General features: G+C 62.9%; 28 protein-coding genes and 1 pseudogene. 24 read left to right on the top strand and 5 right to left on the bottom strand.

Annotated features, from left to right (window positions below):
• Positions 1-659: 659 nt before the first annotated feature.
• On the bottom strand, positions 660-1295 hold the full coding sequence (locus A6745_RS11180) for a cation transporter (protein ID WP_003098972.1): 636 nt from the start codon (positions 1293-1295) through the stop codon (positions 660-662).
• A gap of 384 nt (positions 1296-1679) precedes the next feature.
• Between A6745_RS11180 and A6745_RS29325 the strand changes: the two genes are divergently transcribed.
• Both A6745_RS29325 and A6745_RS29320 read left to right on the top strand, forming a co-directional pair.
• Positions 1680-1916, top strand: coding sequence for a hypothetical protein (locus tag A6745_RS29325; RefSeq protein ID WP_003098970.1), 237 nt, complete (start codon positions 1680-1682; stop codon positions 1914-1916).
• A gap of 12 nt (positions 1917-1928) precedes the next feature.
• Complete coding sequence (locus A6745_RS29320) at positions 1929-2303, top strand: DUF3703 domain-containing protein (protein ID WP_055312603.1); 375 nt, start codon at positions 1929-1931, stop codon at positions 2301-2303.
• A 67-nt stretch (positions 2304-2370) separates the two neighbouring features.
• Here A6745_RS29320 and cadR read toward each other — a convergent pair whose 3' ends face one another.
• Positions 2371-2769 (bottom strand): Cd(II)/Pb(II)-responsive transcriptional regulator, encoded by a 399-nt coding sequence (gene cadR, locus A6745_RS11170; protein ID WP_003098965.1) that lies wholly within the window; start codon positions 2767-2769, stop codon positions 2371-2373.
• 91 nt (positions 2770-2860) lie between these two features.
• On the opposite strand from cadR, the gene A6745_RS11165 reads away from it, so the two are divergent.
• The 17 genes and pseudogenes from A6745_RS11165 (at position 2861) to A6745_RS11080 (ending at position 18829) form a co-directional block, all read left to right on the top strand.
• On the top strand, positions 2861-5773 hold the full coding sequence (locus A6745_RS11165; protein ID WP_003098961.1) for a heavy metal translocating P-type ATPase: 2913 nt from the start codon (positions 2861-2863) through the stop codon (positions 5771-5773).
• Between the two features lie 3 nt (positions 5774-5776).
• On the top strand, positions 5777-6277 hold the full coding sequence (gene lspA, locus A6745_RS11160) for a signal peptidase II (RefSeq protein ID WP_003098955.1): 501 nt from the start codon (positions 5777-5779) through the stop codon (positions 6275-6277).
• A gap of 336 nt (positions 6278-6613) precedes the next feature.
• A complete protein-coding gene (locus A6745_RS29690; RefSeq protein WP_003108988.1) occupies positions 6614-6925 on the top strand; it encodes a hypothetical protein in 312 nt (103 codons plus the stop codon).
• Between the two features lie 571 nt (positions 6926-7496).
• Entirely contained in the window at positions 7497-7889 is a 393-nt protein-coding gene (locus tag A6745_RS11145) for a hypothetical protein (RefSeq protein WP_003098949.1), read from the top strand.
• Between the two features lie 213 nt (positions 7890-8102).
• The gene (locus A6745_RS11140; protein ID WP_003098947.1) at positions 8103-8840 is read left to right on the top strand and encodes a DUF5983 family protein; all 738 of its coding nucleotides are present in this window, start codon (positions 8103-8105) and stop codon (positions 8838-8840) included.
• A 96-nt stretch (positions 8841-8936) separates the two neighbouring features.
• A complete protein-coding gene (locus tag A6745_RS11135) occupies positions 8937-9215 on the top strand; it encodes a hypothetical protein (RefSeq protein ID WP_003108989.1) in 279 nt (92 codons plus the stop codon).
• 287 nt (positions 9216-9502) lie between these two features.
• Entirely contained in the window at positions 9503-10315 is an 813-nt protein-coding gene (locus tag A6745_RS11130) for a hypothetical protein (protein ID WP_006226009.1), read from the top strand.
• A gap of 141 nt (positions 10316-10456) precedes the next feature.
• A pseudogene (locus A6745_RS11125) lies at positions 10457-10809 on the top strand (DUF3085 domain-containing protein).
• 366 nt (positions 10810-11175) lie between these two features.
• Positions 11176-12105, top strand: coding sequence for a DUF3577 domain-containing protein (locus A6745_RS11120; RefSeq protein ID WP_006226011.1), 930 nt, complete (start codon positions 11176-11178; stop codon positions 12103-12105).
• A gap of 58 nt (positions 12106-12163) precedes the next feature.
• Entirely contained in the window at positions 12164-12853 is a 690-nt protein-coding gene (locus A6745_RS11115; protein ID WP_006226012.1) for a DUF3275 family protein, read from the top strand.
• 94 nt (positions 12854-12947) lie between these two features.
• A complete protein-coding gene (locus A6745_RS11110) occupies positions 12948-13274 on the top strand; it encodes a hypothetical protein (RefSeq protein WP_006226013.1) in 327 nt (108 codons plus the stop codon).
• A gap of 102 nt (positions 13275-13376) precedes the next feature.
• The gene (locus tag A6745_RS11105; protein ID WP_006226014.1) at positions 13377-13718 is read left to right on the top strand and encodes a hypothetical protein; all 342 of its coding nucleotides are present in this window, start codon (positions 13377-13379) and stop codon (positions 13716-13718) included.
• Between the two features lie 104 nt (positions 13719-13822).
• Entirely contained in the window at positions 13823-14473 is a 651-nt protein-coding gene (locus A6745_RS11100) for a hypothetical protein (RefSeq protein ID WP_008266552.1), read from the top strand.
• A gap of 40 nt (positions 14474-14513) precedes the next feature.
• Positions 14514-15647: a DUF6094 domain-containing protein gene (locus tag A6745_RS11095; protein WP_254916320.1), complete on the top strand. Its 1134-nt coding sequence runs from the start codon at positions 14514-14516 to the stop codon at positions 15645-15647.
• 50 nt (positions 15648-15697) lie between these two features.
• Positions 15698-16018, top strand: a complete 321-nt coding sequence (locus tag A6745_RS11090; protein ID WP_003098896.1) for a hypothetical protein — start codon at positions 15698-15700, stop codon at positions 16016-16018.
• Positions 16019-16107: 89 nt separating this feature from the next.
• Entirely contained in the window at positions 16108-16413 is a 306-nt protein-coding gene (locus tag A6745_RS11085) for a hypothetical protein (RefSeq protein ID WP_003098895.1), read from the top strand.
• Positions 16414-16549: 136 nt separating this feature from the next.
• Positions 16550-18829 carry a helicase-related protein gene (locus tag A6745_RS11080; protein ID WP_066126889.1) on the top strand — a complete coding sequence of 760 codons (2280 nt, stop codon included), beginning with the start codon at positions 16550-16552 and terminating at the stop codon, positions 18827-18829.
• A gap of 52 nt (positions 18830-18881) precedes the next feature.
• On the opposite strand, the gene A6745_RS11075 is transcribed toward A6745_RS11080, so the two are convergent.
• From A6745_RS11075 to A6745_RS11065, 3 genes are read right to left on the bottom strand one after another with little or no spacing between them, the layout of a single operon-like run.
• Entirely contained in the window at positions 18882-19775 is an 894-nt protein-coding gene (locus tag A6745_RS11075) for a nucleotidyltransferase domain-containing protein (RefSeq protein WP_066126887.1), read from the bottom strand.
• A gap of 9 nt (positions 19776-19784) precedes the next feature.
• On the bottom strand, positions 19785-20750 hold the full coding sequence (locus A6745_RS11070; RefSeq protein WP_066126885.1) for a patatin-like phospholipase family protein: 966 nt from the start codon (positions 20748-20750) through the stop codon (positions 19785-19787).
• A gap of 29 nt (positions 20751-20779) precedes the next feature.
• Positions 20780-21544, bottom strand: coding sequence for a hypothetical protein (locus A6745_RS11065; protein ID WP_156513359.1), 765 nt, complete (start codon positions 21542-21544; stop codon positions 20780-20782).
• A 493-nt stretch (positions 21545-22037) separates the two neighbouring features.
• On the opposite strand from A6745_RS11065, the gene pilL2 reads away from it, so the two are divergent.
• From pilL2 to A6745_RS11040, 5 genes are read left to right on the top strand one after another with little or no spacing between them, the layout of a single operon-like run.
• Entirely contained in the window at positions 22038-22616 is a 579-nt protein-coding gene (gene pilL2, locus A6745_RS11060; protein ID WP_066126880.1) for a PFGI-1 class ICE element type IV pilus protein PilL2, read from the top strand.
• Positions 22613-23263, top strand: a complete 651-nt coding sequence (locus tag A6745_RS11055; RefSeq protein ID WP_066126878.1) for a hypothetical protein — start codon at positions 22613-22615, stop codon at positions 23261-23263. The genes pilL2 and A6745_RS11055 overlap by 4 nt, the downstream gene beginning before the upstream one ends.
• 14 nt (positions 23264-23277) lie before the next feature.
• Positions 23278-24003 (top strand): TIGR03759 family integrating conjugative element protein, encoded by a 726-nt coding sequence (locus tag A6745_RS11050; RefSeq protein WP_066126875.1) that lies wholly within the window; start codon positions 23278-23280, stop codon positions 24001-24003.
• Positions 23985-24575 carry a transglycosylase SLT domain-containing protein gene (locus A6745_RS11045; protein ID WP_066126873.1) on the top strand — a complete coding sequence of 197 codons (591 nt, stop codon included), beginning with the start codon at positions 23985-23987 and terminating at the stop codon, positions 24573-24575. Before A6745_RS11050 ends, A6745_RS11045 begins: the two co-directional genes overlap by 19 nt.
• Positions 24572-25120 carry an integrating conjugative element protein gene (locus A6745_RS11040; RefSeq protein ID WP_066126870.1) on the top strand — a complete coding sequence of 183 codons (549 nt, stop codon included), beginning with the start codon at positions 24572-24574 and terminating at the stop codon, positions 25118-25120. Before A6745_RS11045 ends, A6745_RS11040 begins: the two co-directional genes overlap by 4 nt.

Genomic DNA, 25120 nt, shown 5'->3' with positions numbered 1-25120 from the left:
GCATGCCCTGCGGGACGCCCAGCGCGCAACGCCTTCTTGATCCGTGTGCGCGTCCCGCCCAGCCGTCCCCGGCCGCGGGACCTGAAGGTAGCTTCTCTGCGAGCCGCACCACGCGCGTTCTGTTGATCTGCGTTTCTTCCGCCCTCTGCGAAGGGTCTCCCGGTGGCTTGCCAGGCTGCACGAGCCACCGGGAGACCCTTCGTGGTCAGCGGTAATCGGTGCCGGTGCCCGCCGGTGCAAAAACGGGCTCCCTTTGTGCGCGGATGTGCGCCAGACGATGCCGGCCCCAGCCACGACATGGGCCGGGTGTGATTGCTTGATGAGCAGACGGTTCTAGCGACGACCGGGCCTGCCAATCAGCCCACGGGTGGTTCCTCTTTTCTCCCGAGCCGAAGGCCGTTGGGCCTTCGGCGCCATTCTCCTGCCCATCAACGTCCCGGCCCGGCCATTGGCCTGGGCCACACGAACAGGAGAGACGACATGCACCCTCAACCTTGCGCACCGCTGCTGTACGGCAGACGGAGGTCGAGAACGGCATGCCCGCCTATCGCGCGGCCATCGCCAATGGTACGCTCGGCTGCAGCCGAGGCCGTAGCCCAAAGGCTGGACTACCTCTTTTGCAGAGGTAAACCTCGGGATGAACTGGGCGAAAACATGCCTTATGTGCCCGCCTTACGGCGAGCTGTTTCCGATGCTTCGCGCAGGATTTCCCGCCCCCCATTCGCTGCGATTGCGGCCACGATGACGCCCAGCACCAGATCCGGGATGTTCGACCCGAACCCCATCACCAGCACCCCGGACAGCACAATCGCACCATTGACGATGGAGTCGTTGCTGGTAAAGATCGCTGACGCCTTGAAGTTCACATCTTCCCCGCGATGGCGGCGCAGTAGTCTGAGGCACACTAGGTTCAAAGCCGCGTTCAGCGCGGCCATGGCCATCATGGCTGGGCCGACAGGCTCTTCCCCTCCAGCGAAGCGGCGTAGGACTTCCAACAGCAGCAGCGCGGCCAGGCCGATTAGCAAGAAACCCGACAAGCGGGCCGCGCCCACCTTGACCGTTGCCGCACGACCGACGGCATACAGGCTAACCGCATAGACCGACGCATCGGCGAGGTTGTCCAACCCGGCGCCCATCAGCGCCGTAGAGCCAGCCCAGATGCCAAGGGCAATGCCGGCGGCGGACTGCGTCAGGTTGATCAGCAACACAGTCAGAAGAATCTTTCGGTCCTTCGCATCGCTCGCATCTAGGCGGCCCAACTCGTCGTTTTCGTGATTTCTGTGGTTTTCAGCCATGCATTGTTCCTTCCAAATCGATGGATGCTGAAGCCTGTAGCGGCTGGAGAGTCAAGGCGCAGATGCAACGAACTTGCCACAGGGTCTTCCCGGACGCCCTTGACTCTACCGTAGCTAGAAGGTTTTCCAATCCAGTCAGAGCTTTAGGACAGAACAGATGAGCACCAATGCGCCCCCTTCATTGCGACTGTCATCCGGTATGGCTGCTATCCACTGATCCGTGGCGCCACTGCGGTTGTGCTCTTCGGCGAGCTCGCGACCGGCCGGCCGTCTTTTCCGACGGAGCTACTCACAGTGATCGTCGCGCTCGCTTGTGCCGCCTTGCTAGAGGGCGGGCGGCCTTTCCACTCCCCGTTGAGCCAGTAGCGGCGTTCCAAGCTGTGGTTGGCCGTCGGCGCATGGCTCGGCTTCTTGGTCGTGCATCTGGCCTTCCAGCACTCCAATCTGGGATACCGGGTCGGGCCGTTGGGATTGTTGATCGGGGTGGCTGAAGCCCATCGCTGGCATCACAAGCGTGAGCACGAAGACGCCCAAGTCAACTACGGCGATTTCTGGATGCCCGGGGGCCACTTGTTCAGCGCTTTCCGGTCGCAAAAGCACACGCTGGGCGCCAAAGAGTGACACTCAAGAAAGATGGACTTTCCAATGGACTACGGCCCGCAGCTTGTCTATCCCTTCCGGAGCCGGCCAGCAGCGGCAAACGCTTGCGCTGCTGGCTATACGATCTTGCCCACGTCGCATTCTTGCGCGAGTCGGGCCTTGCGGCTTCTTGCGAAGCGATCGCGAGTTGCGTGGCGTGCCCATGAGTCGGGCCGCGTCGTGGCGCACTGCTACCTTGGCCTGCACCTGCACCTGCGCAGCCACGCCGCGATGCTCGGTCTGGCCTGGAGAACCCGTAAGGTGGCGGAGATTGCGGCGCGCAGGTCGTCCGGCTCGCGCTGGCTCCTGTGGGCCACGCCCTCGGTCGCACGCCGTCTCAAAACGTCAGAACCGCGCGCTTTCGCATGATGGAGCGCGGCACGTGGCTCTCAGAACTGGACCCGATCACTTCCAGCACCGATGACACGCTCGAGCTTCAGGCGGGCTCGGCCAAGCTGTTGAGAATGCCGCACTCGCGCGAGGTTCGGGCGCTATCGCAGGAGCGTCGCAGATCCATTAACTCGCGCTCCAAGGCGCGCAATTCCTTCATCTTGGTCCGCACTTGCGCGATATGAGCGTCGACCAGCGCGTTCACCTCGCCGCAGCCCAACTCTGGCCGATCCCGTAAGTTCAGCAGTTGACGGATCTCATCCAGCGTCATGTCCTTCGCCCGGCAGCGGCGGATGAACAGCAAGCGCTGCAAATGGACTTCGTCATAGAGCCTGAAGTTGCCCTCGCTACGTGCAGGCTCGGGCAGCAAGCCTTCTGACTCGTAAAAGCGCACGGTCTGCACCAAGCAATCTGCCTTCTTGCCCAGTTCACCGATCCGCATCATGGTTGCTTCCTATAAAAAACTTGACTCTATATCTACTAGAGGTTTTCTAATGATGGCATCCGGGGAAAACCTTGTCAATGAAGAGCGATCTATGAACAAAGAACCTTCCAGCCCATGCGCCTGCTCCGGCGGCAATGGCCAACAGACGGCGTGCGCCAGTGAGCAGGCCAGCACTGAAACCACCGTTTTCCACGTGAGCAACATGGATTGCCGCAATGAGGAAGCACTGGTGCGGCGAACGCTGGAGGGCATGCCCGGTGTCGAGCGGCTCCTGTTCGATCTTCCGCAGCGTTTGTTGACCATTTCGCACCGCGAAGTCTCGGCCGATGCCTTGGAGCAAGCGCTGAATTCGGTGGGCATGAAGGCTCAGGCTGTCCGAGACGCCGCCGTGTCGACCACCTACCGCATCGAGAACATGGACTGCCCGAGCGAGGAGAAACTCATCCGCTCGCACCTCGGGGCAGTCGAGGGAATTCAGGACCTCGACTTCGACCTCGCTGAGCGCACCCTGTCGGTGAAACACCTCGCTCAGGCACGCGCGCAGATGGAGCAGGTCCTGGCCTCGATCGGCATGCGCGCCAAGGAGCAGACCTTCGGCCACACGGGGCCGATCGAAGCCGCGGCTGTGATCCCATCCTCGGCCCTGCAGCAGCAACCAACCGCTGCCGTTTCCGCGCCGCCGATCGGCGAGCGGGTGACGTACCGGATCGAGAACATGGATTGCCCGACGGAAGAAGCGCTGATCCGCGACCGGCTGGGCAAGCTGCCGGGTGTGACCGCGCTCGACTTCAATCTGATGCAGCGTGTGCTGGGAGTCCAGCACACGCTGGCGACCTCAGCGCCGATCGAGAAGGCGCTTGCTTCCATTGGAATGCAGGCTGCGCGGCAGGACATGCAGACAGCCACCACGGTACTTCGCATCGCGAAGATGGACTGTCCGACCGAGGAAAGTCTGATCCGCGGCAAGCTGCAAGGCATGCCGGGCGTGCAGGGAATGGATTTCAACCTGATGCAGCGCACGCTCACGGTTCGGCACACACCCGACGCGATCAAGCCGGCAGTCGAAGCCATCGAATCGCTGGGCATGGAAGCCGAGGTCCAGAGGACTGATGAGCCGCGCGATGCCCCGGTGGCCGCGCACAAGACCAATTGGTGGCCGATGGCGGTTTCGGGCGTTGCGGCGGTGGCCGCCGAAGGCGTGTACTGGGTCAACGACGGCAATCATTGGGCCGTGATCGTGCTGGCACTGGTTTCGATCTTCACCGGCGGCCTCAGCACCTACAAGAAGGGCTGGATCGCGCTGAAGAACCTCAACCTGAACATGAACGCCCTGATGGCCATCGCGGTCACCGGCGGCATGGCGATCGGCCACTGGCCGGAGGCCGCCATGGTCATGTTCCTGTTCGCGTTGGCGGAAGTGATCGAGGCGAAGTCGCTGGACCGCGCCCGCAACGCCATTCGGGGGCTGATGGACTTGGCGCCCGAGACCGCGACCGTGCGGCAGGCCGATGGCTCATGGACAGAGCTGCCGGCCAAGGAGGTCGCAAAGGGCGCGGTGGTCCGCGTGCGTCCTGGCGAGCGCATCGCACTGGACGGCCTGATCACCTCGGGTCGATCGGCCATCAACCAGGCGCCCATCACCGGCGAGAGCCTGCCCGTCGAGAAGGCCGAAGGTGACCAGGTCTTCGCCGGAACCATCAATGAGACCGGCTCTTTCGAATACAAGGTGACCGCAGGCGCCAGCGACTCGACGCTCGCGCGCATCATCCATGCCGTGGAGTCCGCGCAGGGCAGCCGTGCGCCCACGCAGCGCTTCGTCGACCAGTTCGCCCGCGTCTACACGCCGGCGGTGTTCGCGGTGTCCGTGCTGGTTGCCGTCGTGCCGCCGCTCGCCTTCGGCGGCGCATGGTTTGACTGGGTCTACAAGGCCCTGGTACTGCTGGTGATCGCCTGCCCCTGCGCTCTGGTCATCTCCACGCCGGTCACCATCGTCAGCGGCTTGGCCGCTGCCGCCCGACGCGGCATCCTGATCAAGGGTGGCGTCTACCTGGAGGGCGGGCGCAAGCTCAAGGCGTTGGCCCTGGACAAGACCGGCACACTCACACATGGCAAGCCCGAGCAGACCGACTTCGTGCCGCTGATCGGCGAGGCGCAGGAAGTTGCCGCCTGGGCCGCAAGCCTCGCGGCACGCTCGGACCATCCTGTGTCTCAGGCCATCGCCCGCAAGGCGAACCGTGACGGCATCGCGCTGCACGAGGTCGACGACTTCGCGGCGCTGCCTGGCCGCGGCGTGCGCGGCCGCGTCGCCGGGCGCATGTTGCACATGGGCAACCACAGGCTCGCCCAGGAGCTGGGCCTGAGCGAAGCGACGCTCCAGGCTCGGCTGGAGACCCTGGAGCGCCAAGGCAAGACAGCGATCCTGCTGATGGACGATGCGACCGTGCTCGGCATTTTTGCAGTGGCCGACACCGTGAAGGAAACCAGCCGTGAGGCGGTGGCCGACCTGCAGGCGCTGGGTGTGCGCACGCTGATGCTGACGGGGGACAACCAGCACACGGCCGCGGCCATCGCTGCCCAGGTCGGAATCTCTGAAGCCCGTGGTGACCAACTGCCCGAAGACAAGCTCAAGACCATCGAAAGCCTGGTCGGCGGCGAGGGCCAGGTGGGCATGGTGGGCGACGGCATCAACGATTCGCCCGCGCTCGCCCGTGCCGACATCGGCTTCGCCATGGGCGCGGCCGGCACCGACACCGCGATCGAAACAGCCGACGTCGCCCTGATGGACGACGACCTGCGCAAGATCCCCGCCTTCATCCGGCTGTCGCGTAGCACTGCGGCGATCCTCACGCAGAACATCGTTCTGGCCCTTGGCATCAAGGCGGTGTTCCTTGCGTTGACGTTCACAGGGCATGCCACCATGTGGATGGCTGTGTTCGCTGACATGGGGGCAAGTCTTTTGGTTGTCGTCAATGGGCTGCGCCTCCTGAAGTTCAAGGCGGCATGAACAATGGATGAACCATCTCTTCGCAAGACGCAGTGGTACTCACTCGCGATCGTTATATTCGCCGGCGATCAGGCAGCTAAGAGCTACATTGACGCGACAACTCCCTTGGGTTGGTCGCACGAGGTGGCGTCATTCTTCAACCTAGTTCACGCTCTCAATCCCGGCGCGGCGTTCAGCTTCCTTGCTGGCGCGGGCGGCTGGCAGCGGTGGTTTTTTCTGGCGATCGCGTTCGCAATATCGGCATGGCTCGCATGGCTGCTCTCCCGGCCGCTGCGCAAAACGGAAGGCCTTTCGTACAGCCTCATTCTGGGCGGCGCATTGGGCAACGCGTTCGACCGCGCCACGCGCGGGCACGTTATCGACTACATCGACTTTCACCTGCACGGCTGGCACTGGCCCGCCTTCAACATCGCTGACATGGCCATCGTGGGCGGGGCGATCGCGCTGGTGGCCCAGTCGTTCATGAGCGTGGAGAACCCGGCCGCCACAAAGGAGTCCCAGTGACATTGGGACGATCCGGAAATTCGCAATGCACACGGTGCAGGACACCAATCTGAAGAGAACGGCCCCCAGCATGAGCGGCCGCGGCTTGGCCCTCATGCTAGCGCCCACCGCCGCTTTTGCTGCAACGCCCTGTTGCGATGGCGGCGATTGCTGCAACGACGTCGCAATGCCTTGCTGTGAATAAACAGCACGCAAGCCAGTTGACCTGGCAATTATGAAAGTCCATCACGGCGATGCTGGCCTTTTTCGTTCCAATGAGCCGTCACGGAGAGGTGATGATGAAGCTATGCCGGGATCCTGCAAGCTTTAGGACGGTCTTCTTTACCGCATAGCGATATGCTGATGTCACCCGTTCGCCTCGCCTGGCAAGTACAAGTAGTTCGTCGCGGTTTTCTGGCCGTGTCCGCCCGCTTCGCTGGCCCTTTTGCCCCAAACAAGCGCAATCATGCCTGCGTTACCACCAAAGTTCGCCCCCGCCAGTTGCTGTTCCTAAAGGGCATCAAGCTCAACGCCATCGCCGACCGGCCAGCGTATTTCGCATCGCTGCGTGCCCGTCGGGGCCAGCCCATCGTCATCCTCGCAGAGCTGGGACCGGACGAGGCATTCGCCCTGTGGAAGCAGCATGTACTGGGCGACAGGCCTCGCTGACCCAGTTTCGCCTCATCCTCCTGACAGCCCCGCACTTATTGCGGGGCTTTCTTTTTTCCGCGTTCGCCAATCGGGGCTGTTGCAAATGCCGATTTCCGGCTGACGCGGCTCGCCTCGCGCATGAAGCTGCCCGCATGTGTCGCTGATTCGTCAGCACCATGCCAGCAGCCAGAGTTTCCAGGCTGCCGCGGATTCTTTCCGCGCTACCCGCCAGTCCGCCATCGCATCGAGTCTGCGGACGCGCGTCACCCGTGACGCCGATGCTTTTTTCTCAACCGCGTGCGGGAGCTGCCATCCCGTGAGGGACGAGGCCCCGCTTTTTCCAAGGAGCCCGTCCACGTCCCAGCAAGCCTCTTTCGGCCAGTTGGCCTTGATCCATTGCGGCAAGTTCCTGCCGCTCGAAATCCTGCATAGCGCCGCCGGCCACTACATCGGCACGCGCGATACAGAAGGTCCCGTTTCGCGGGAATCCTGCCAGTACTTCCGCAGCTATGCCGCGGCTCAACGTGCCCTCGAAAGAGGCGGCGGGTCCCAGCTCGCCACACCCTGATCCAACTGGAGGAACCACGTCATGAACCAGCTTTTGCCCCAGGAAGTCGTCGATCAGATCATGCGGGAAGAGCAGCATTTCGCCGCCGCGCCCCAAGCCTTCTTCGAGGTCTGGAAGCGCGGCGTCGAGATCGCAGGCCCGCAATGGTTTGGCGACGGCACGCGCGAAGGCCTGAACCAGGCCAAGAGCAAGTGGGATCTGCGTCCCGACATGCTGCGTGCCAACGACGCACTCGGCGTCCTGAGCAGCGGGGAACGCATGTTCCTGTCCGCCATGTTCAGCTTCTACAACGCGCGCGAGGGCGGTGCCATGCTCAAGCGCTGCCACTTCCAAGGACTGTCGGACTTCGATGGTCTCGATCTGCAACGCCGCAAGGTCATCGCCGATCTGTTGGTGAACTACAGCGGTTGGTGAGCCGGTCTGCGGCATACCACCGTCTTTTTGTTCACTGCCCATGAGGGACATGCGTCCACGCGGCCATGTCCCTCGATTTTTCTTCCGTCAGCCTGCGCCGATTGGCCCAAAGCCCTCGATCAGTGCCGCCTGACGCTTTTTCCACTTTCAACCCACCGGGGTTCAATTCCCGGTGGCGGGAATTGGCTCCATTATTCAATCTGGAGAAATTCCATGACCCAGAATCCCAATCCCTTTGTACGCGGCTACTGGAATCTGAGAGTCGTCCGAACGCTGTGCATCTGCTACGGGGACGGAAGCCCGCATGTCTGGCGATCCATCCACACGAGCCAAGCGCATCTTTCCGACAACGACCTGATCTCATCGCCTTGCATCGTCACCAGCGACTTCGCGTTGATCAAAAGCGGCACTGACGCCATCAGCGACGAGCTGATTGCTGAATGTGATGCTGTTGAAGGCATCAACGGCGAAGGCGTGGTGGGCGCCGTGGTCTATGCCATCCATGGCGACGACCTCGACGGCCGCCCGGTCCATGTCGGTGATACCTATTCGGCCGAAGCCGCGCGAGACGTGGTGCAGCGGTTGAGTTTCGAGACCGGCTATTACAGCCGGTGCTGGGAAGTCAGCAGCGCGCACATCTGCCAGGAAACCGGCCAGTACCTCGCCAACCTGGCAGACCTCGCCACGCCGGAGGCTTTTCTGTTCATCGCCTTTCGGGTTCCGTACAGCCCGGCGATTGGCGTCAAGCTGATCTCCACGCCCTGGACAGACAAGAACCTGGAATATGCCGAGGGCATCAGTGCTGAGCAGCTTCGACAGGAGCACCGCGACAAGGGCATGCCTGACGACCTGGCGAACATCCTTGAACTGGCCGGCCAGGCAGATGTGCGCATCCTCATCCTCGATGCCGACGCACCCGCGCTACTGGGCTTGCCACTGGCCGAGACCTAGCAGACACGCGACGCGCAAGCCTTCCCCTTTATCCCCCATATGCCAGCCCGCCTCCCACCAGGAGCCGGGCTGGTTCAATTCCATAGGAGCAATCTCATGTTCCCCGATCTCATCTTGCCCACGCCCGACTTCGAGAATCAGCTTGGAGCCTGCGTCAACGCCATGAGCCAGGACGACGCCATCGGCCAGATCCTGGTGTTCGAGCGCATGAGCGGTACGCTGCACATGCGCCATATCGACAGCGCCGATCTGGTGGACACCGACATTGACGACTACGAAATGGTCGTATTCGACGGTGGCAACACAAGCGGCGACACGTGGAAGCACGTGTTCTTCCCGCGTCAGCGAGAACACTACTTCGTGTACGAAGCCTGACCCCCAAGCCCCTTTCGAGGGGCTTTTTCTCGCCCGCAGCGCTGGAAAGCGGGTGCGATGGGGTGCCGTTTCCTGCAAGCGGGCCGCTTACTCCCGGGCCATTCTTGCCCCATGTTCGTCGGCGTTGCCGACACATGCCCAGGCAGCCAAGACCTTCAAGGCTGCAAGCACGGGAAGCCGTGCTGGTCGATGTTTTCCACGGACGTACCGCGTCCATCCACACCACCCACAAGGGACCTCTCCCTTGCGGGCGGGGAATCCCTTGTTTCTTCCTCAAGGAGATTCCCATGGACCGTTCCCTCATCAAATCCATGATGCCTTCGCTAGTCGCAGGCCACGTGCCCCGCAACGTGCGGTCGTTCAAGTACCGCGTGTTCGACGATCAGCCGCAATCTTCGACATTGGGCTTCGCCGTCGACCCCCAGCCCTTCGACGGGAAGGTAGTCGCCATCACCGACGATGCCATCGTCGTCAAGCTCAAGCCGAGCGAGTTCGCTGTGCTCGATTCCAAGCTGGTGACCACCGTCCCCGACGAAGGCGCCAAGGTGCATGTCCAACCCTACGCACGGCGCCGTTTCGATGGGCTGCGGGCGGACACGCCGGAAGAGCGCACCGAGATGACGTCCGACGGCATTCCCTACACCGTCAAGACGCACATCCTCGGCTCCGCGCCGGCCAAGCTGCCCATTCCCGAGCCGCAGTGCATGGAGCTGGGTCAGCTCATCCAGCAGTTGGAGGAAATGCCGGCGCCCGATGGCTTCCGGCGCATCACCCACATGCTGGTCGATGCGGGTGCCCGGGATTTCACCTGGGTCGATCCGACGCCGTCCAAGATCATCGAGACGCCTCCGGCGATCAGCTTCACGGTCTCGACCGCGAAGTTCGAGGGCCGGGTGACGGTGCTGTACGACCGAGGCGGCGACACCTACGTGGTGGAGCTGCATCGCGACGGCGAATTGGTCGATCGGCATGACGAGGTGTATTTCGACATGCTCGGCGAAGTGCTGGAGCGACTCATCGACGACGGACGTTGGCGCCTGATCGATGTGAGCGTGATCGACGCCAAGGCTACCCGGCAGCGCCAGGCGGTGCCGGCATGACGCCGGAAACTGAATCCTGCCGGTTCTACGGCTGACCCGTGGGTCCCGCCACGAAGTTTCGCCCATGGGCCATGTGCCCACAGGCCCTCCATCCATGCGGATGGAGGGCCTTTTCTCTATTCCACATAGGAGATTTCAACCATGTCACTGCGATTCAAAGGCTCCGACCTGCGCCCCGTGCTGACCGAGGCCATCGCAGCCAATGCCGCGTCATCCTGGTCAAGGACCAGGGCGTGTACTTCCTCGCCGAGCAGGGAGAGCGCCGCCCGGATGGGCGTGTGAAGCTGCTGGCCTATGCCGTCGGCTGCAACCCGGATACCGACCCGTTCGACGACTGGTGGGAACTGGCGCGCGCCGAACTGGGCGGCGACGACTTCGGGGAGTACTTCGACCCGAAGGACGGCGTATTCACGCGCATCCTGCACACCGAAGACGACCTGATGCTGTCGGCCACCGCCACACATCTGTCGCTGGAGGTGGTGCCTCCCGCATAGCGCGGCAACCGCCACTCGACTCTCGCAGCCCCCCACACCGGGGGCTTTCTTTTGCGCTGAGCCGGGCTGCGTGGACAAAGGGAAACGCGCGGGTGCCAATTGATTGCTGTCGCGCGCGCGAGGCCCGGCCATGCTGACCCCATGCCTGCTGACGCTGTCAGCGACATGCCAGGCAACCATCGGTCCTCGAGGTTGCGGCGCAGTTTCCACTGCGTGACCGAGCCAGCTCGCACCGCATCCATCCGCGAGCGGCCACCAGTCCCTGGTGGCGGATGCTTTCGCCTTATCAACCCACCGCGGGGTTACGCACCTTTCCCCGCATGCGTGGGCTCGGTGTGTCTCCGCTTTTCCCTATGGAGATTCACCATGAACACCACTTCCAACGAGAAATCGTATTTCGACCTCCACACCTCGGGCATCGGCTACCTCCAGCGTGTCCGTGAGGTGCCCGTCAGGGGCGGCCGCCGTGCGCAGCCCTTCCTGGCCTGCACCATCGCCGCGCTGGTCGGCCCCGCCAGGGACCCGAGCTACCGCTACTTCGACGTCAAGGTCTCGGGTGCCGAGGCCAAGAAGCTCGTTCAGCGCTACATCGGCGTTGACGATTCCAAGCAGCGACCGCTGGTGCGCTTTCGCCTCGGCGACCTCTGGGGCGATGCCTACATCCGCGACAAGGGCGAACAGAAAGGCCAGGCCGCCGCATCCCTCAAGGCGCGACTGCTCAAGGCCGAGCTGATCGAGCGGGCCGAACTGGCTTCGATCGAGCAGCACGAGTTGATCACCCGTGGCATCGGCTACCTCAACCGTCCGAAGGACGTCACCCCCAAGGATGGTGACCCGTTCCTGTCGTGCTCCATCGCCGCGCTGGCCGGACCTGTCGATGAACCGGAATATCGGTACTTCGACACGATCGTCGCCACCCCTGAAGCCGAGCATCTGGTTCGCCGATGCGTGCAGGCCATCGAAGGGGATCGCAAGGTGCTGATCGCCTTTCGTCTGAACGACATGAAGATCGATCCGTACATCCGCACCAAGGGCGAGCACGCTGGGGAACCGGCCGCAAGCCTGGAATCGACGCTGGTCCACATCGGTCTGATCAAGATCGACGGCACCCAGGTCTATCCGACGAGCCAGGCGCATGCCGAGGCAGCGCCAGCGGAGGACGCACCCGCGTCCGAAGCCGCCAACGCCATCGACACTGCCGCCGACGCCGTTTCCTACCAATCTGCCGAGCCCGCCGAGCGCGAGCCCGAATGTGCAGTCGAGGAGCAGGAGCCGGCATTGGCTGCTTCGTTCTGATCCGGCACGGCCCCTCACGGGGCCTTGCCTTTTTCCTATTCGTCCAAGGAGAACCATCATGGCAGCCACATCGGCACCTACGAGATCAGCCCTACCCATCGTCGTCCCGGGCCAGCTCACGTTGCGGACCATCCGGGGCAAGAACGGCCCGTTCACGGTTGGGCGCCTTTCTACCCCCATCGGCGAGTTCGCGGTTAAAGACGCGGAGTTGGAGCAGTACCCCGAAGGAAAGTACGACGGGGATTTCGTCATTCGCTACATCTTCGCGAAGTCCTATCCGGTCGCGGGCGGCGCGCGGTTTGAAGTGCGCGCAAACCTCGACGGCATGACGCTCAACGGCATCGACAAACTGAGTCGTGATGAGGCCCGCAGCTTCGCCACCCAGGAAGTCGATCCACTCGATGAAGAGCTGGGGACGCAGCCTGCGGAAACGCCGGCCAAGCCCGCCAAGGCCTCCAGACCCGCCAAGCCCGCACCCGTGCAGGCCTCGGCGGACCCGCTGGTCGATACCACGCCCTTCGGTGTGGATGCACCGACGCCCGCTGCGGCGGCTGCCCCTGGCAGCACCGAAGAGGGCGACGTTGCTTTGTTCGGCTTGCTCTGGCCGCTGGGCGATTCCGTGAAATTGGATTCGACCATCGACCGCCGCGCCCTGCGCGCGCAGATCGCCCGCCTGGGCGATCTGGGCTACGCGCTGGACTTCAAAACGCAGGAGTGGAGCCGCCAGGCCGAACTGCAACCTGCGTGATCGCAGACACCGCATGCGCGGTGTTCTTCATCCACCCGCCGGGGCTCTTTCCCTATGCGGGGAGGCCCCCGGCTTTCTTCTGGAGGTCTCCATCATGTCCACCATCGATTGCGATACACCCCGTTCTTCGCTGGGTGAACCCGCGTGGCGAGCTGTTTGCAAGACAGCCGCCGAGCACGCCCAGCGTGGTTGTGGCCTGTCCTGGGACCACTGGGTCACGCTTTTCAGTTCGGAGATCGACGCGCAAGCCAGTCGATTGCCGGAAGAGCAACGCGCACAGGCGCTGCAGATCGCACAGGAATGGGGCTACGCCACACCGGCCGAAAGGCAGGAAACCCAGGACTGGAACGCCGAAAACGGCTACTGCTCGCACGGAATCGAACTGGGTTATTGCCCGTCCGGTTGCGATTCGGACTATTGAGGTCCGGCACACGTCATCGCCGCTTGCGCGGCTTTTCTCCACCCCTTGGGGCAGCACCTGCCTCAGGGGCGGTGCTGTTTCCGATTCACCGAGGACATCACCATGAGTCGGCACTACTTCGACACCGTTCACAAGGGCTTTCCCATCACCGTCGTACTGGGCTGGGACCGGCCGGCAAATTACTTCTTCCTATTCATCGAAAAGCCGGCCGAGCTGATCGACGATACCGCGAAGGTCGAGAGCGACGACTTCTTGTACAGCAACCTGCACGAGAGCGACCCGTTCAACCACTACCTGGACTACTACCGAGTGGTCCTGCGCCATTTCCACATCGACGTGCCCGAAAGCATGTTCACCGAAGTCCAACAGGACTGCGAGGGCAACGTTGGCAACCGTGTAGTCAAGCATCAGGCCGACGGCTCGTTCACCGAACAGACGTTCTGAACGCCCAAGCGGATCGAACACCTTATCCGCATTCCTTCATCCCTAACGGGGCATTCGCTGCCCCTGCGGGCGGTGCTGCCCCTCATTTCATCGAGGACACCACCATGCACGCACACACTTCATCCACCACGCTGTTCCACATCGACGAATGCCCGGACGTTATGGCCGACGCTTGCGTCGGCGATGACCAGGGCAACCTGATCTTCCTGTCCATCTGGGCGCGCGACACCGCCGTCCAGCAGTTCCTTGCACGCCTGACCCTCGGGCGCGACGAGCAGGGACTGGACCAGTTCCACGTCATCACCGACCAGGGCGGCAGCGTCCCGGTATTCATCGGCAACGTCGATCGCCTGGAAAAGCGCATCACGCGCGCCTACCGGCGAACGCTGTTCGGTTCGCTGTCCAACGTGTGGCTGTTCGACCGGCGCTGCGTCAAGCCCGACAAGGCCAACGCCAGCGCATTGGCACTGCTGCCACGTGACAGCGCCCACCGGCTTGACCGCCTGTGGATGCTGGTGCGGGACACCTGCCCGTTGCCGCTGCTCGACCACTGGCGCGAGACCGTGCTGGAACTGCTGCAAAGCCGCGAGATGCTGGCCCGCCTTCCGTCCGCCCTCGGGCCGCTGGAAGGCCATCGGCTCGCCATCGACGTGCCGGCGCTGAGCTTGGCGCTGGGCTCCCTGATCCGCAGTGACGCGCTCACCGCCTATCCCTATCCGGCCAAGATTTGGACGCCGGAAGCGGTGGCGGCTTGACCCACCCTCGGAGGCACGCCTTGGCGTGCTTCCGTCATTCATCCCCGCCAACCAGGAGACTTCCATGGCTCTCATGTTCCCGCGGCTCGCCCGCAATTTCGCCAAAAATGGGTACTACCCGACCGACGAACCCACGCTCGAAAGAGCCCTCAACGCACTGATGCCCAGCGACGGGCCGATGTGCATCCTCGATCCCTGCGCCGGTGAAGGCGTGGCAATCGCCGAAGCCTCTCATGCCCTCGGGCGCGAACAGGCCAAGGCGTTCGCCGTCGAATTCGACGCCGAGCGGGCGCGCCATGCCCGCGGCCTGGTCGATCACTGCCTGCACGCGGACCTGATGGACACGATGATCTCCAAGCAGTCCTTCGGACTACTGTGGCTGAATCCACCGTATGGCGACCTGTCCAAGGACGTCAACGGCAACATCGGCTATCAGGGCCAGGGCCGTGCCCGCCTCGAAAAGCTGTTCTATCAGCGTTCGCTGTCGCTGTTGCAATACAGCGGCGTGCTGGTCTTCATCGTCCCCGGCTACGTGCTCGACGCGGAGCTGGTCGGCTGGTTGACGCGCCACTACACCGATCTGCGTATCTACCGAGCGGTGGAAACGCAGTTCAAGCAGGTGGTGATCTTCGGCCGCCGGGTCCGTCAGCGGGAGCTGGCACCCGATGGCGTCAAGGCCGTGCGCAATCTGCTGCTGCAGGTTGGGCTTGGCGAAGTCGAAGCCGAGGAACTGCCGAGCGAATGGCCGTTCCTGCCGTACATCGTCCCCGCCAGTCCGGCCGAGCCGGAGCATTTCTTCCGCGTGACGATGGAGCCCGAACAGTTCGCCGACGAGGTTGGCCGGCTGCAAGGCCTTTGGCCGTCGCTGGACACGCACTTGGGGACCGCGCAGCAGTCGCTGCGTCCACCGGCGCGGGCCTTGTCCCACTGGCATCTCGCCCTGGCTCTGGCCGCGGGCGCGATCTCCGGCGTCGTGCGCTCCCAGACGGGGCGCGTGCTCGTCGTCAAAGGTGACACCCACAAGGACAAGACGCTCCAGCGGGAATTCACCGAACGCGAAGACGGCTCCATCGCCGAGACACGCATCCTCACCGACAAGTTTGTGCCCGTTATCCGCGCGTGGGACATGACGCCTGGCTCCCCGACAAGGGGCGAGGTGCTGACCATTCGCTGATCCACCGGACGCGCTGCCGTCCTGCTGTACCACATCGAAGGAGAAACACCATGTTCCCCAATCCGTTCAAGCGGCCTGCGCCGCGCAAGCAACCCTTGTTCGCACCGAGTACGTTGAAGTTGAGCGAGAAGGTGCATTGGCTGGCTCGGCGAGGCCTGATCGACCCCTTGGCCTATGTCCAGCGCCATGTGCGCGGGGACTGGGGCGAGATCGATGAGGCCACCCGCCAAGCCAACGACGTCGCAATCCAACAGGACAACCTGATGATCTCCCAGTACCGGATCACGCCGGAACTGGTGTTGCTCGTGAAGACCAGCGAAGACCACCAGACCACGGTGGTCCAGCTTCCCGAAGAGCGCGACCTGATCTGAAGGCGCCGCCTCGTCATCCCATCCACTTGACGGAGCCACTTCACTCCGCCAGGGGTGTCGTGGCTCAATAGCCTTTCAAGGAGGAGCCCATGGCATCGCATCGCATCGAAACCTACTGCCAGAGGCTGGCGTTCCCCATCGGGGCGCTCATCTTCAGCCGAGGCATTGATCGCCTTGTCCGCGCGGGTCGCCTGGACCCGATTCCGTACTTCAGGCGCCACACCCGTGGCGACTGGGGTGACGTCAACGTCTGCCAATGGCACGCCAACGGCGTTGCACTTCAATCGGGCGCGTCGCTGGAATCGCACTATGTGATCCACCCGGGACTCGCCATTCGCATCATCACCGATGCGGGGCGCAGCGTCACTGCCATCGTGCTGCCGTCCGAAGACTGAGCACGGTTCACCCGCAGGCCACTCAGGCCAGCATCTTCAACCACCTTCGGCCGCGCGCCGATTTCCTTCCCACCACGGGGCATGCCATTGCCCCGCTGGGGGTGGTGCATGCCCCATTTTTCATTGGAGCATCACAATGTCCTTCGATCTCGAAACCACTGCCGCTGACGCCGCGCCCGTACAGGGCGAACTGCTCGACGCGGAATCATCCCCTCTGACCCTGAGCCTTCAGGATTTCGTCGGCGAGTTCGGCGACGAACTGCTCGACGCCCTCAATAGCGCCAATCCGCCGGTCTATACCGGCCAGCCGCAGGCGCATCGTCAACTCGTCGTCGCCAGCCTCAAGCGCAAGCTATTCCAAGCCCAAGCCGAAGTCGTCCATGCCGCCGCCGAGCTGCTGATCGACCGTGGCGAACACGCCGCGATCGTCAACGGCGAGATGGGTTGCGGCAAAACGACCGTTGGTATCGCCACAGCCGCCGTGCTCAACGCCGAAGGCTATCGCCGTACCCTGGTTCTTTCTCCACCGCACCTGGTCTACAAGTGGCGGCGCGAGATCCAGGAGACGGTGGCAGGCGCCAAGGTCTGGGTTCTCAACGGCCCGGACACGCTGGTCAAGCTCATCAAGCTGCGCGAGCAGTTGGGTCTGCAGCCCACGGGCCAGGAGTTCTTTGTCCTGGGGCGCGTCAGGATGCGGATGGGATTCCACTGGAAGCCTGTCTTCACCACGCGGCGCACCCGCCATGGCGACGTGGCAGCGTGCCCTGACTGCGGCACGGTCATCACCGACCTCGACGGCGAGCCGGTCAACCCGGTCGCGCTCGACGCCGAGGAGTACCGCAGGAAGTGCAGCCATTGCGCCGCGCCCCTGTGGACATTGATCCGCCCGCGCAGCCTGTCCGGCAGCGACCAGTCCTCGGCCGTGCTGAAAGCGTTGAAGCGCATCCCGACGATCGGAGAAGTCACCGCGCAGAAGCTGATGCAGAAGTTCGGCGACGGGTTCCTGGCGTCGATGCTGGGCGACAACATCCATGAGTTCATCAACCTCATGGACGGCAACGGCGAGCTGGTGTTTTCCGACCGTCAGGCCACGCGCATGGAACGTGCGATGGCCAACATGGAGTTCGGCTTTGGCGAGGGCGGCTATCAGCCGTCCGAGTTCATCAAGCGCTACCTGCCGCAAGGCACGTTCGACCTGCTCATCGCCGACGAGGCCCACGAGTACAAGAACGGCGGCAGCGCCCAGGGCCAGGCCATGGGCGTTCTGGCGGCGAAGGCTCGCAAGACCTTGCTGCTGACCGGCACGTTGATGGGCGGCTACGGCGACGATCTGTTCTACCTGCTGTTCCGAGCCCTTCCCGGGCGGATGATCGAAGACGGCTATCGCCCGACCACGAGCGGCAGCATGACCTCGGCCGCGATGGCGTTCATGCGCGATCACGGTGTCCTGAAGGACATTTATTCCGAGAGCACCGGGACGGCGCACAAGACCGCGAAAGGCACGAAAGTCAGTGTCAGAACGGTCAAGGCCCCGGGCTTCGGCCCGAAGGGTGTGCTGCGCTGCATCCTGCCGTTCACGATCTTCCTCAAGCTCAGAGACATCGGCGGCAATGTCCTGCCGCCGTATGACGAAGAGTTCCGTGAAGTCGCGATGGACACGGCGCAAGCCGCGGCCTACCGCGATCTGGCGGGCCGGCTGACCGCGGAGCTGAAACAGGCTCTGGCGCGACGCGATACGACGCTCCTCGGCGTGGTGCTCAACGTACTGCTGGCCTGGCCGGATTGCTGCTTCCGGTCGGAGACCGTGGTGCATCCGCGCACGCGCAACACCCTGGCGTTTGTCCCGGCTCAGTTCAACGAGTTCGAGATCAGCCCCAAGGAGCGTGAACTCATCGAAATCTGCAAGGCAGAGAAGGCACAAGGGCGCAAGGTCCTGGCCTACACGGTCTATACCGGCACGCGCGACACCACGTCGCGTTTGAAGGTGCTGCTGGAGCAGGAAGGCTTCAAGGTGGCGGTGCTGCGCGCGAGCGTGGACGCCAGCCGCCGCGAGGACTGGATCGCCGAGCAGCTGGACCGTGGCATCGACGTGCTCATCACCAACCCCGAGCTTGTCAAGACGGGATTGGACCTGTTGGAGTTTCCGACGATCGTGTTCATGCAGTCGGGCTACAACGTGTACTCGCTCCAACAGGCAGCACGCCGCTCCTGGCGTATCGGGCAGAAGCTGTCCGTGCGCGTGATCTACCTCGGCTACGCCGGCTCCTCGCAGATGACCTGCCTTGAGCTGATGGCCAAGAAGATCATGGTCTCGCAGTCCACCTCGGGCGATGTACCCGAATCGGGGCTCGATGTCCTGAACCAGGATGGCGACTCGGTCGAAGTAGCACTAGCCAGGCAACTGGTCGCTGCATAAGACAAAACCATCCAACGCCGGTGACCAATAGGTCACCGGCATTTTTTTGGCATCACCAATCTTTCCAGAGCTTAGCCGCTGCATCGAGAAAAGCGTCGCACTTGGCAGGTTCCCAGCAAGTATGGGCGCTGTCTCGGAGGAGATAATATTGCTCGTTCGCACAGACGAACTTAGTCTTGTCTGCATCGGTTACTATCCAGTTGAAGGCGTTAACAAAAGACGTTTCATAACTGCTCCCGAACTTCTCAACCGGCACGTTATATAACAACCCTTCGATGTAATAAGAAGGCGCCGCGCCGGCTTCAATTTTTCCATCTTCGACGAGCTTGGTGCGCAAGTTCTTCCAGATCCGCACCATTGGCTTGAGCCACTGATTTGTAGCTTGGTGGCGAGTCGTCAGGTTCGCGGAGTGTTGCTTAGGATAGTTAGCAATACACTCGCCCGCTGCATTGTAGAAACATATTCCCTCGTCGTATCGCTGGTCGTGCAGGCCATTGAACTTGTAGTATCTTCGATACTGTATCGCAGGGATAACATCGGCCTTCCTTCGCGTGCCGCTCGCGTCGATAGAAATTGCTTTATCGCCGACATTTACCTCGTTGCCGTAGGCGTCCACCAAGAGGGCCAGAACGTCCCTCTTGAAGTCCGCATGGGTATAGGTCGCGTCGTGATGAGCGCTTCTCCACGCTGCCTGCTCCACCTCACTGAGGCTCTTCCGGTCGCTTTGAAAGCAGTCCTTCAGGACGATGACAATGTCTACGTCACTTTCGGAGTAGATGTTCGTGTCATTTCCATACGATCCCTGAAGGAAGACCTCTACATTCTTTCCGGCATATGCGGCATCCTTGCTCTCCAACTTTCCCTTTATCGATTGATAAGTAGAACTCGAACCTTTAATGGCTCCTTGATGGGACCATGTTTCCAACTGTGCTTCGGGAATGGGCATATCGACGCCTTATAGTAGGAATTCTCGCAACCTGGCCTCTCTCGACGCGAACGATTCGCTTCCTCGCTGACGCAGCAAATTGAGCTTTGCCAAGTCGTGTTCCATCAAATCCGTGGCCATTTCGGGCCGTTCGAAGGTGTCGCTTATCCTGATTGTGGGCACTTCACGGAACAGTACCTCTCGGAGTTGATCCATCGACTGCGTATTGATTTCAAGTGTTTTCTGCAGTAGCTGAACGCTCACGAGATACTTCTTCGCGAACCACATCTTAAAACTGGGCTTGGGCTCAGGATAGACACCGACACCTATGCTGACGACCCTCAGATCACTATGTGCAGCTCTCAATGCCAGCACTGCGTCTGCGATGGCATAAAGAGTGGGATTGTTAGCGCAATAGCCACCATCAATCAGTTCTATCTGGTCACCTGCCGAGGTGACTACGAACTTTCGCTCAAAGAACGGATATGCAGAGCAAGAGGCTTGGACGGCATCCGCGATCCTTACCCCGAACCCTGGGACAAATGTCCCCTTTCGACCATGGGCTTGGGCATCATTCGACTTGAAGATCATCGGTTTTTCTGTCATCCATCGTGTCGCCACAATGCCAATGCCGGTTTTGACCTCATCGAAGGTTCTCTCTCCGAACACCTCCGTAGCCAGTTTTTCAAGAGCTGCGGTCCTGGCCGCGGGTGAGCGCTGCGCCATGACCGTCGGCACATGCGTTTTGTACAAATCGTGGATCTGCTCGACTCGATAGCCCAAAGCTAGCAGAGAGGCAATGATCGCACCGGTGCTGGTGCCGAATATCAAATCGAAGCATTCGGAAAGGGGGCGGGCAACCATCGCTTCGATTTCGCGAAGCACGCCAAGCGTATAAAAGCCTTTAGCTCCACCTCCGTCTAACGACAAAACCCTACAGACCTCTTTCGGTTGCTCACTTGCCGGAATTTCCTGAGGGTTAGGTGTGTCGGCCATGCTTGCCTCCAGTTATTTTTTTGAGTGTATCAGTCGGCTGGCGATGGACTTTTTGGCGAGTAGATTGAATCATCGGGCGTCGTGGGGGTGGCGCCACACTCGGACGTGCGGCGCATATTTTCCTCCCGCCATTTTCTTTCTTCTTTCGCTAGGTCGATCCCATCGACATCGAGAAAGAATTCGCGCTGGCTGAAGCGCCTTACCTTGACATGCTCTGGATCGTGGCGACATGGCATGCTGAGATCCAATGGCTCAGCTCCCCGCGCCTCTACCGTTGCAGAGAGCACCTCTCCCAACTTGGTCCAGGCTTCGAAGGCGACATCCAAGAGATCCCGCCCCGGAAATTCCCTTATGAGCCAAGTGCGCCATATCGCTGGCGCCGAGTCACAATCTGGGCCGATCAAGCTTCTCATCATCTTGTCGGTACGACAGACCTCCTTGTAGCGCACGTAGGCTTCATTGCTGCTTTCCCAAGGGTGGACCCGGAAAGGAAAAGATATCTTAACTTTGTGTCCCTCCGTGGTGCCCGCGCTACCGCGGCTTTCAAGGTCCAACATGCCTTGATGCACCAAGAAGTTTCGCTTGGTCGTCAGCACCCTATACAGGTCACTATCGCGAAGGGCCTTAAAGACGGGTTCAATTGCATTCTTCAGATCGGAGTGATTCTGAATTTGCATTGTCAGGAGTTGAGGCACCTCTTTGAACGCACGAATGAAGCTATTGAGCGCATATCGGAATGCGTCAGGCTCATGGTAGCTTGCCTCCATTTGGTGCAAATGCCAGTGGCATTCCATCCACCTATCTAAGGCTGGCTCCACAAGTGTGTGAGGGCACTCCATATATACGATCTCCCTGGCAAATGGCATTCGTGCATCTAATGAGGGGAACGGGACAGCAAAGCGCTAAGGGGCACAGTTACCGTCAATTATGCCCGGCGGCGTCTGTCCACGGGATCTCTGGGAGGCGGTCTTTCAACAGGCCACACAGCCCAATACCCCACGATCAATCTCTACGGCCAGCCGGGGTTCAAGCTACCGTTCTGCACTGGTAGCTGCAAATCTCGCCGCGCACACCACGCAAGTGGATGTTCCGGCATCTTCCATGGCTTGCCAATGAGGGACGAGGACGCTGCGAGAGTAGACACAGCTCAGTTTAAATGCGCGCGGGACATGCGCGTGCAGTCGCGACATCCTTACGAAATCCGGCAACCCGCAGTTCGTATTCCCGGCTGACTCCGCGGCAGCCCGTGGTCAAGGTATCGGCTCATCGCAACCATAGAGCCGAGCCATGCCCGAAAACCACCCATACCTGCGTCTGGTCGGCGCCGGCCTACTGGCCGCAGTCCTAGCCAGCGGCTGTGCGACCACCGCTACGCCGCTCGCGCCCGATGCCATCGAGGAAGTCTCGGCCGCGCCCGAACCCGAGACGCCCGAGTACATCCCCGTTGTGCGCTACGGTCGCTACACGCTGGTCGAGCTAGCACCCACGGCGGCGCAGCGGGACCTGCTGTTGCAGACCATTGACGTGTCCATGCCCGAAGATGCCCGCGCCACCGTCGGCGATGGGATGCGGCATGTACTCAAGCGTAGCGGTTACGGCCTGTGCCAGACGGCGCACGCGGTAATCGAGCTGTATGCGCTGCCGCTGCCGGCGGCGCACCTGCACCTCGGCCCCATGACCTTGCGCGATGCGCTGCTCACACTGGCTGGCCCGGCCTGGGAACTGCACGCGGATGATCGCGCACGGCAGATTTGCTTCGAACGGCCCGCCGACAGCGCGGCCATCGAACCCGCATCCGAGTCACCCGCCGCCGAGGTGATGCAGACATTCCCGCTGGAGCCTTCGGATTCGGGAGGCCAGCCGTGAACGCCCCACAGTCTGCCCGGCGCCCGGCCTGCGCTGTGGTGGTGCAGAGCCTTCTGTGGCTGTGGCTGATCGGCCTCAGCGTCTTCGTGGCCTTGGGCTACCAGACCATGAACGACCAGGCTGGCCAGGAGCGGCTCGATTCCCGCCTGCAACGCCTGGAAGCGCAGGCGGCGGGCCTGGTCGAATCGATCGAGGCTATCCAGCAGCGTCCGGCCATCGCAACGGCGGTAGACCTCAAAGACACCCGCCAAGTCTTGGAAGCACGCGCAGCCCAGGTTGAGAAAACGCTGAGCGGCTATGCCGCTGCCGACGACCTTCAGGCGCTGCGCGCGGAGGTCGAGCAGATCAAGGCGCGCCAGACCGCTGCGCCCGTTCCGCGCGCCGCCGCACCCGCCCAGCCGCGCGCATCGGGCAAGGCCGCCGCCAAGCCCGAACCGCCGCCGCTGCCGTTCCGCGTCGTCGGCGCCGAATTGCGCGCTGGCCAGCGCAGCGTGTCCGTCGCGCCGAGCAGCGCGGACTTCACGCCCGACCAGCTTCAGGTGCTGCTGCCAGGTGATGCGCTCGGCCCGTGGCGCTTACAGACGATTGAGGGCAACACCGCCGTGTTCCAGGCCGGCGACCAGACCCGTCGCGTGGCGATTCCCTGACCGGAGCACACCACATGAAGCCGTCGATCATCCTTTCCGCGCTCCTGCTGGCATCCGCCCAGTTGCCCGCCTGGGCGCAGCAGCCGGCCACCGCCCCGGCCCGCAATGCGCAGAGCCAGGAGCGTCCGCTGGTCACCCGAACCCCGGGCGACCAGGTAGCAAGCGGGTGGGGCCTGCAACCGCAGGAATGGACGCGCTATCGCGAGTTGATGGACGGGCCGCTAGGCATCTACTCGCCCAACTTGGACCCGCTGTCCGCCCTGGGTATCGAGGCCCGCACCGACGAGGAACGGCGGCGCTACGCAGAACTGCAGGTGCAAATCGAAGCGCGCCGCGTCGAGAAGCTGCTTGCCTATCAACGTGCCTATGACGAAGCCTGGCAGCGCCTGAACCCCGACATGCAACGGGTGAACCTGCCTGACGACAAGCCCAGCGCCGGCGCAGTGCGCGGCAGCGGCCGCATGGCAGTGTTCGTCAAGGACGGCTGCGTGGCCTGCGGACAGCTCGTGCAGCGCCTGCAATCCTCGGGTACCGAGTTCGACCTGTACATGGTCGGCAGCCGCCAGGACGACGCGCGCATCCGCGACTGGGCCAAGCGCGCACAGATCGACGCGGCACGGGTGCGTAGCGGCAGCATCACGCTCAACCACGACGGCGGCCGCTGGCTGTCGCTGGGCCTGCCCGGCGATTTGCCTGCGGTCGTGCGCGAAGTGAACGGCCAATGGCAGCGCCAACCCTGACGGCGCCGTTGCGCGCTCTGGTGCTCGCTGCTGGCCTCTGCGCCTGCGCCGCCCAGGCGCAGGAGGTTCCGCCACCGGCCTACCAGCTTGCCGCCCAGCGCGCGGGCATTCCCTCGACAGTGCTCTACGCCGTGGCCTTGCAGGAGAGCGGCATCCGGCGCAACGAGCGCATCGTCCCGTGGCCGTGGTCCCTCAACGTCGCCGGCCAATCGCGCCGCTATGCGACCCGCTCCGACGCCTGCGCCGGTTTGCAGCAGGCCATGCGCTCCACGCCGAACACGCGCATCGACGCGGGTCTGGGCCAGATCAACCTCGGCTACCACCAGCAGCGCTACGCCAGCGCATGCGATCTGCTCGACCCGTACCGCAATCTCGCCATCGCCGCCGAGATCCTGAAAGAACAGCACACCCCCGGCGAGGACTGGCTGGTGGCGATCGGCCGTTACCACCGCCCCGCGGGTGGCGAGCCCGCCGCCCGCTATCGGCGCAGCGTGTCCCGCCACCTCGCGCGCGTGCAGGGCGCGCGCGCAACCGCCGCGGTCCTCGCCGCGCGCCAGGAGACCTCCCCATGACGAAATCCCATCTGGCCCATCTCGCGGCAAAGGGCCTGCTCGTGCTGCTGGCGGGTCTGCCGCTGGTCTCGCGTGCCGGCGAGCCGCTGATCGTGGTCGAAGACCGTGGCGGCACGTCGGCGCTACCGTACTACGAATCCCTGAACCTCCAGCCGCGCGCCAACGCTCCGGCCCGGTCGCCGATCCCGACGCCTCAGATCCCGGCCACGCCGGCGGACGAGGCCGCGATGCTGCCGGTGCGCAGCACCAAGCTCACGCCCGGCACCGTCACGCGGCGGGTGATCGAAGCCCCGGGCCTGCGTCCCTTCGTGGTCGTGGGCGACGACGAGGCTTCCCAGGCCTGGTTGCACCGCCATGCAGCCTCATTGCGCGAGCGCGGCGCGGTCGGTCTGGTGGTCAACGTCGAGACCGTTCAGGGCCTGGCGCGGCTGCGCACACTGGTGCCCGGCGTCCCCCTCGCACCCGTGTCCGGCGACGACCTGGCCGAGCGCTTGGGCCTGCGGCACTACCCGGCGCTGATCACGGCCACCGGCATCGAGCAATGA

It is taken from the genome of Bordetella ansorpii (assembly GCF_900078705.1).
GTDB lineage: Bacteria > Pseudomonadota > Gammaproteobacteria > Burkholderiales > Burkholderiaceae_B > Bordetella > Bordetella ansorpii_A.
This window is presented reverse-complemented; position numbering and strand designations above follow the sequence as displayed.

Bases quoted from the DNA above. Each gene is read 5' to 3' on its own strand.
- A6745_RS11120 (WP_006226011.1), top strand. From the start codon at position 11,176: ATGAACACCACTTCCAACGAGAAATCGTATTTCGACCTCCACACCTCG.
- A6745_RS11090 (WP_003098896.1), top strand. From the start codon at position 15,698: ATGTTCCCCAATCCGTTCAAGCGGCCTGCGCCGCGCAAGCAACCCTTG.
- A6745_RS11080 (WP_066126889.1), top strand. From the start codon at position 16,550: ATGTCCTTCGATCTCGAAACCACTGCCGCTGACGCCGCGCCCGTACAG.
- A6745_RS11180 (WP_003098972.1), bottom strand. From the start codon at position 1,295: ATGGCTGAAAACCACAGAAATCACGAAAACGACGAGTTGGGCCGCCTA.
- A6745_RS11050 (WP_066126875.1), top strand. From the start codon at position 23,278: ATGAAGCCGTCGATCATCCTTTCCGCGCTCCTGCTGGCATCCGCCCAG.
- A6745_RS11135 (WP_003108989.1), top strand. From the start codon at position 8,937: ATGTTCCCCGATCTCATCTTGCCCACGCCCGACTTCGAGAATCAGCTT.
- A6745_RS11045 (WP_066126873.1), top strand. From the start codon at position 23,985: ATGGCAGCGCCAACCCTGACGGCGCCGTTGCGCGCTCTGGTGCTCGCT.
- pilL2 (WP_066126880.1), top strand. From the start codon at position 22,038: ATGCCCGAAAACCACCCATACCTGCGTCTGGTCGGCGCCGGCCTACTG.
- A6745_RS11165 (WP_003098961.1), top strand. From the start codon at position 2,861: ATGAACAAAGAACCTTCCAGCCCATGCGCCTGCTCCGGCGGCAATGGC.
- A6745_RS11110 (WP_006226013.1), top strand. From the start codon at position 12,948: ATGTCCACCATCGATTGCGATACACCCCGTTCTTCGCTGGGTGAACCC.
- A6745_RS29320 (WP_055312603.1), top strand. From the start codon at position 1,929: ATGGACTTTCCAATGGACTACGGCCCGCAGCTTGTCTATCCCTTCCGG.
- cadR (WP_003098965.1), bottom strand. From the start codon at position 2,769: ATGATGCGGATCGGTGAACTGGGCAAGAAGGCAGATTGCTTGGTGCAG.
- A6745_RS11070 (WP_066126885.1), bottom strand. From the start codon at position 20,750: ATGGCCGACACACCTAACCCTCAGGAAATTCCGGCAAGTGAGCAACCG.
- A6745_RS11085 (WP_003098895.1), top strand. From the start codon at position 16,108: ATGGCATCGCATCGCATCGAAACCTACTGCCAGAGGCTGGCGTTCCCC.
- lspA (WP_003098955.1), top strand. From the start codon at position 5,777: ATGGATGAACCATCTCTTCGCAAGACGCAGTGGTACTCACTCGCGATC.
- A6745_RS11105 (WP_006226014.1), top strand. From the start codon at position 13,377: ATGAGTCGGCACTACTTCGACACCGTTCACAAGGGCTTTCCCATCACC.
- A6745_RS11145 (WP_003098949.1), top strand. From the start codon at position 7,497: ATGAACCAGCTTTTGCCCCAGGAAGTCGTCGATCAGATCATGCGGGAA.
- A6745_RS11100 (WP_008266552.1), top strand. From the start codon at position 13,823: ATGCACGCACACACTTCATCCACCACGCTGTTCCACATCGACGAATGC.
- A6745_RS29690 (WP_003108988.1), top strand. From the start codon at position 6,614: ATGCTGATGTCACCCGTTCGCCTCGCCTGGCAAGTACAAGTAGTTCGT.
- A6745_RS11075 (WP_066126887.1), bottom strand. From the start codon at position 19,775: ATGCCCATTCCCGAAGCACAGTTGGAAACATGGTCCCATCAAGGAGCC.
- A6745_RS11130 (WP_006226009.1), top strand. From the start codon at position 9,503: ATGGACCGTTCCCTCATCAAATCCATGATGCCTTCGCTAGTCGCAGGC.
- A6745_RS11065 (WP_156513359.1), bottom strand. From the start codon at position 21,544: ATGGAATGCCACTGGCATTTGCACCAAATGGAGGCAAGCTACCATGAG.
- A6745_RS11115 (WP_006226012.1), top strand. From the start codon at position 12,164: ATGGCAGCCACATCGGCACCTACGAGATCAGCCCTACCCATCGTCGTC.
- A6745_RS11140 (WP_003098947.1), top strand. From the start codon at position 8,103: ATGACCCAGAATCCCAATCCCTTTGTACGCGGCTACTGGAATCTGAGA.
- A6745_RS11040 (WP_066126870.1), top strand. From the start codon at position 24,572: ATGACGAAATCCCATCTGGCCCATCTCGCGGCAAAGGGCCTGCTCGTG.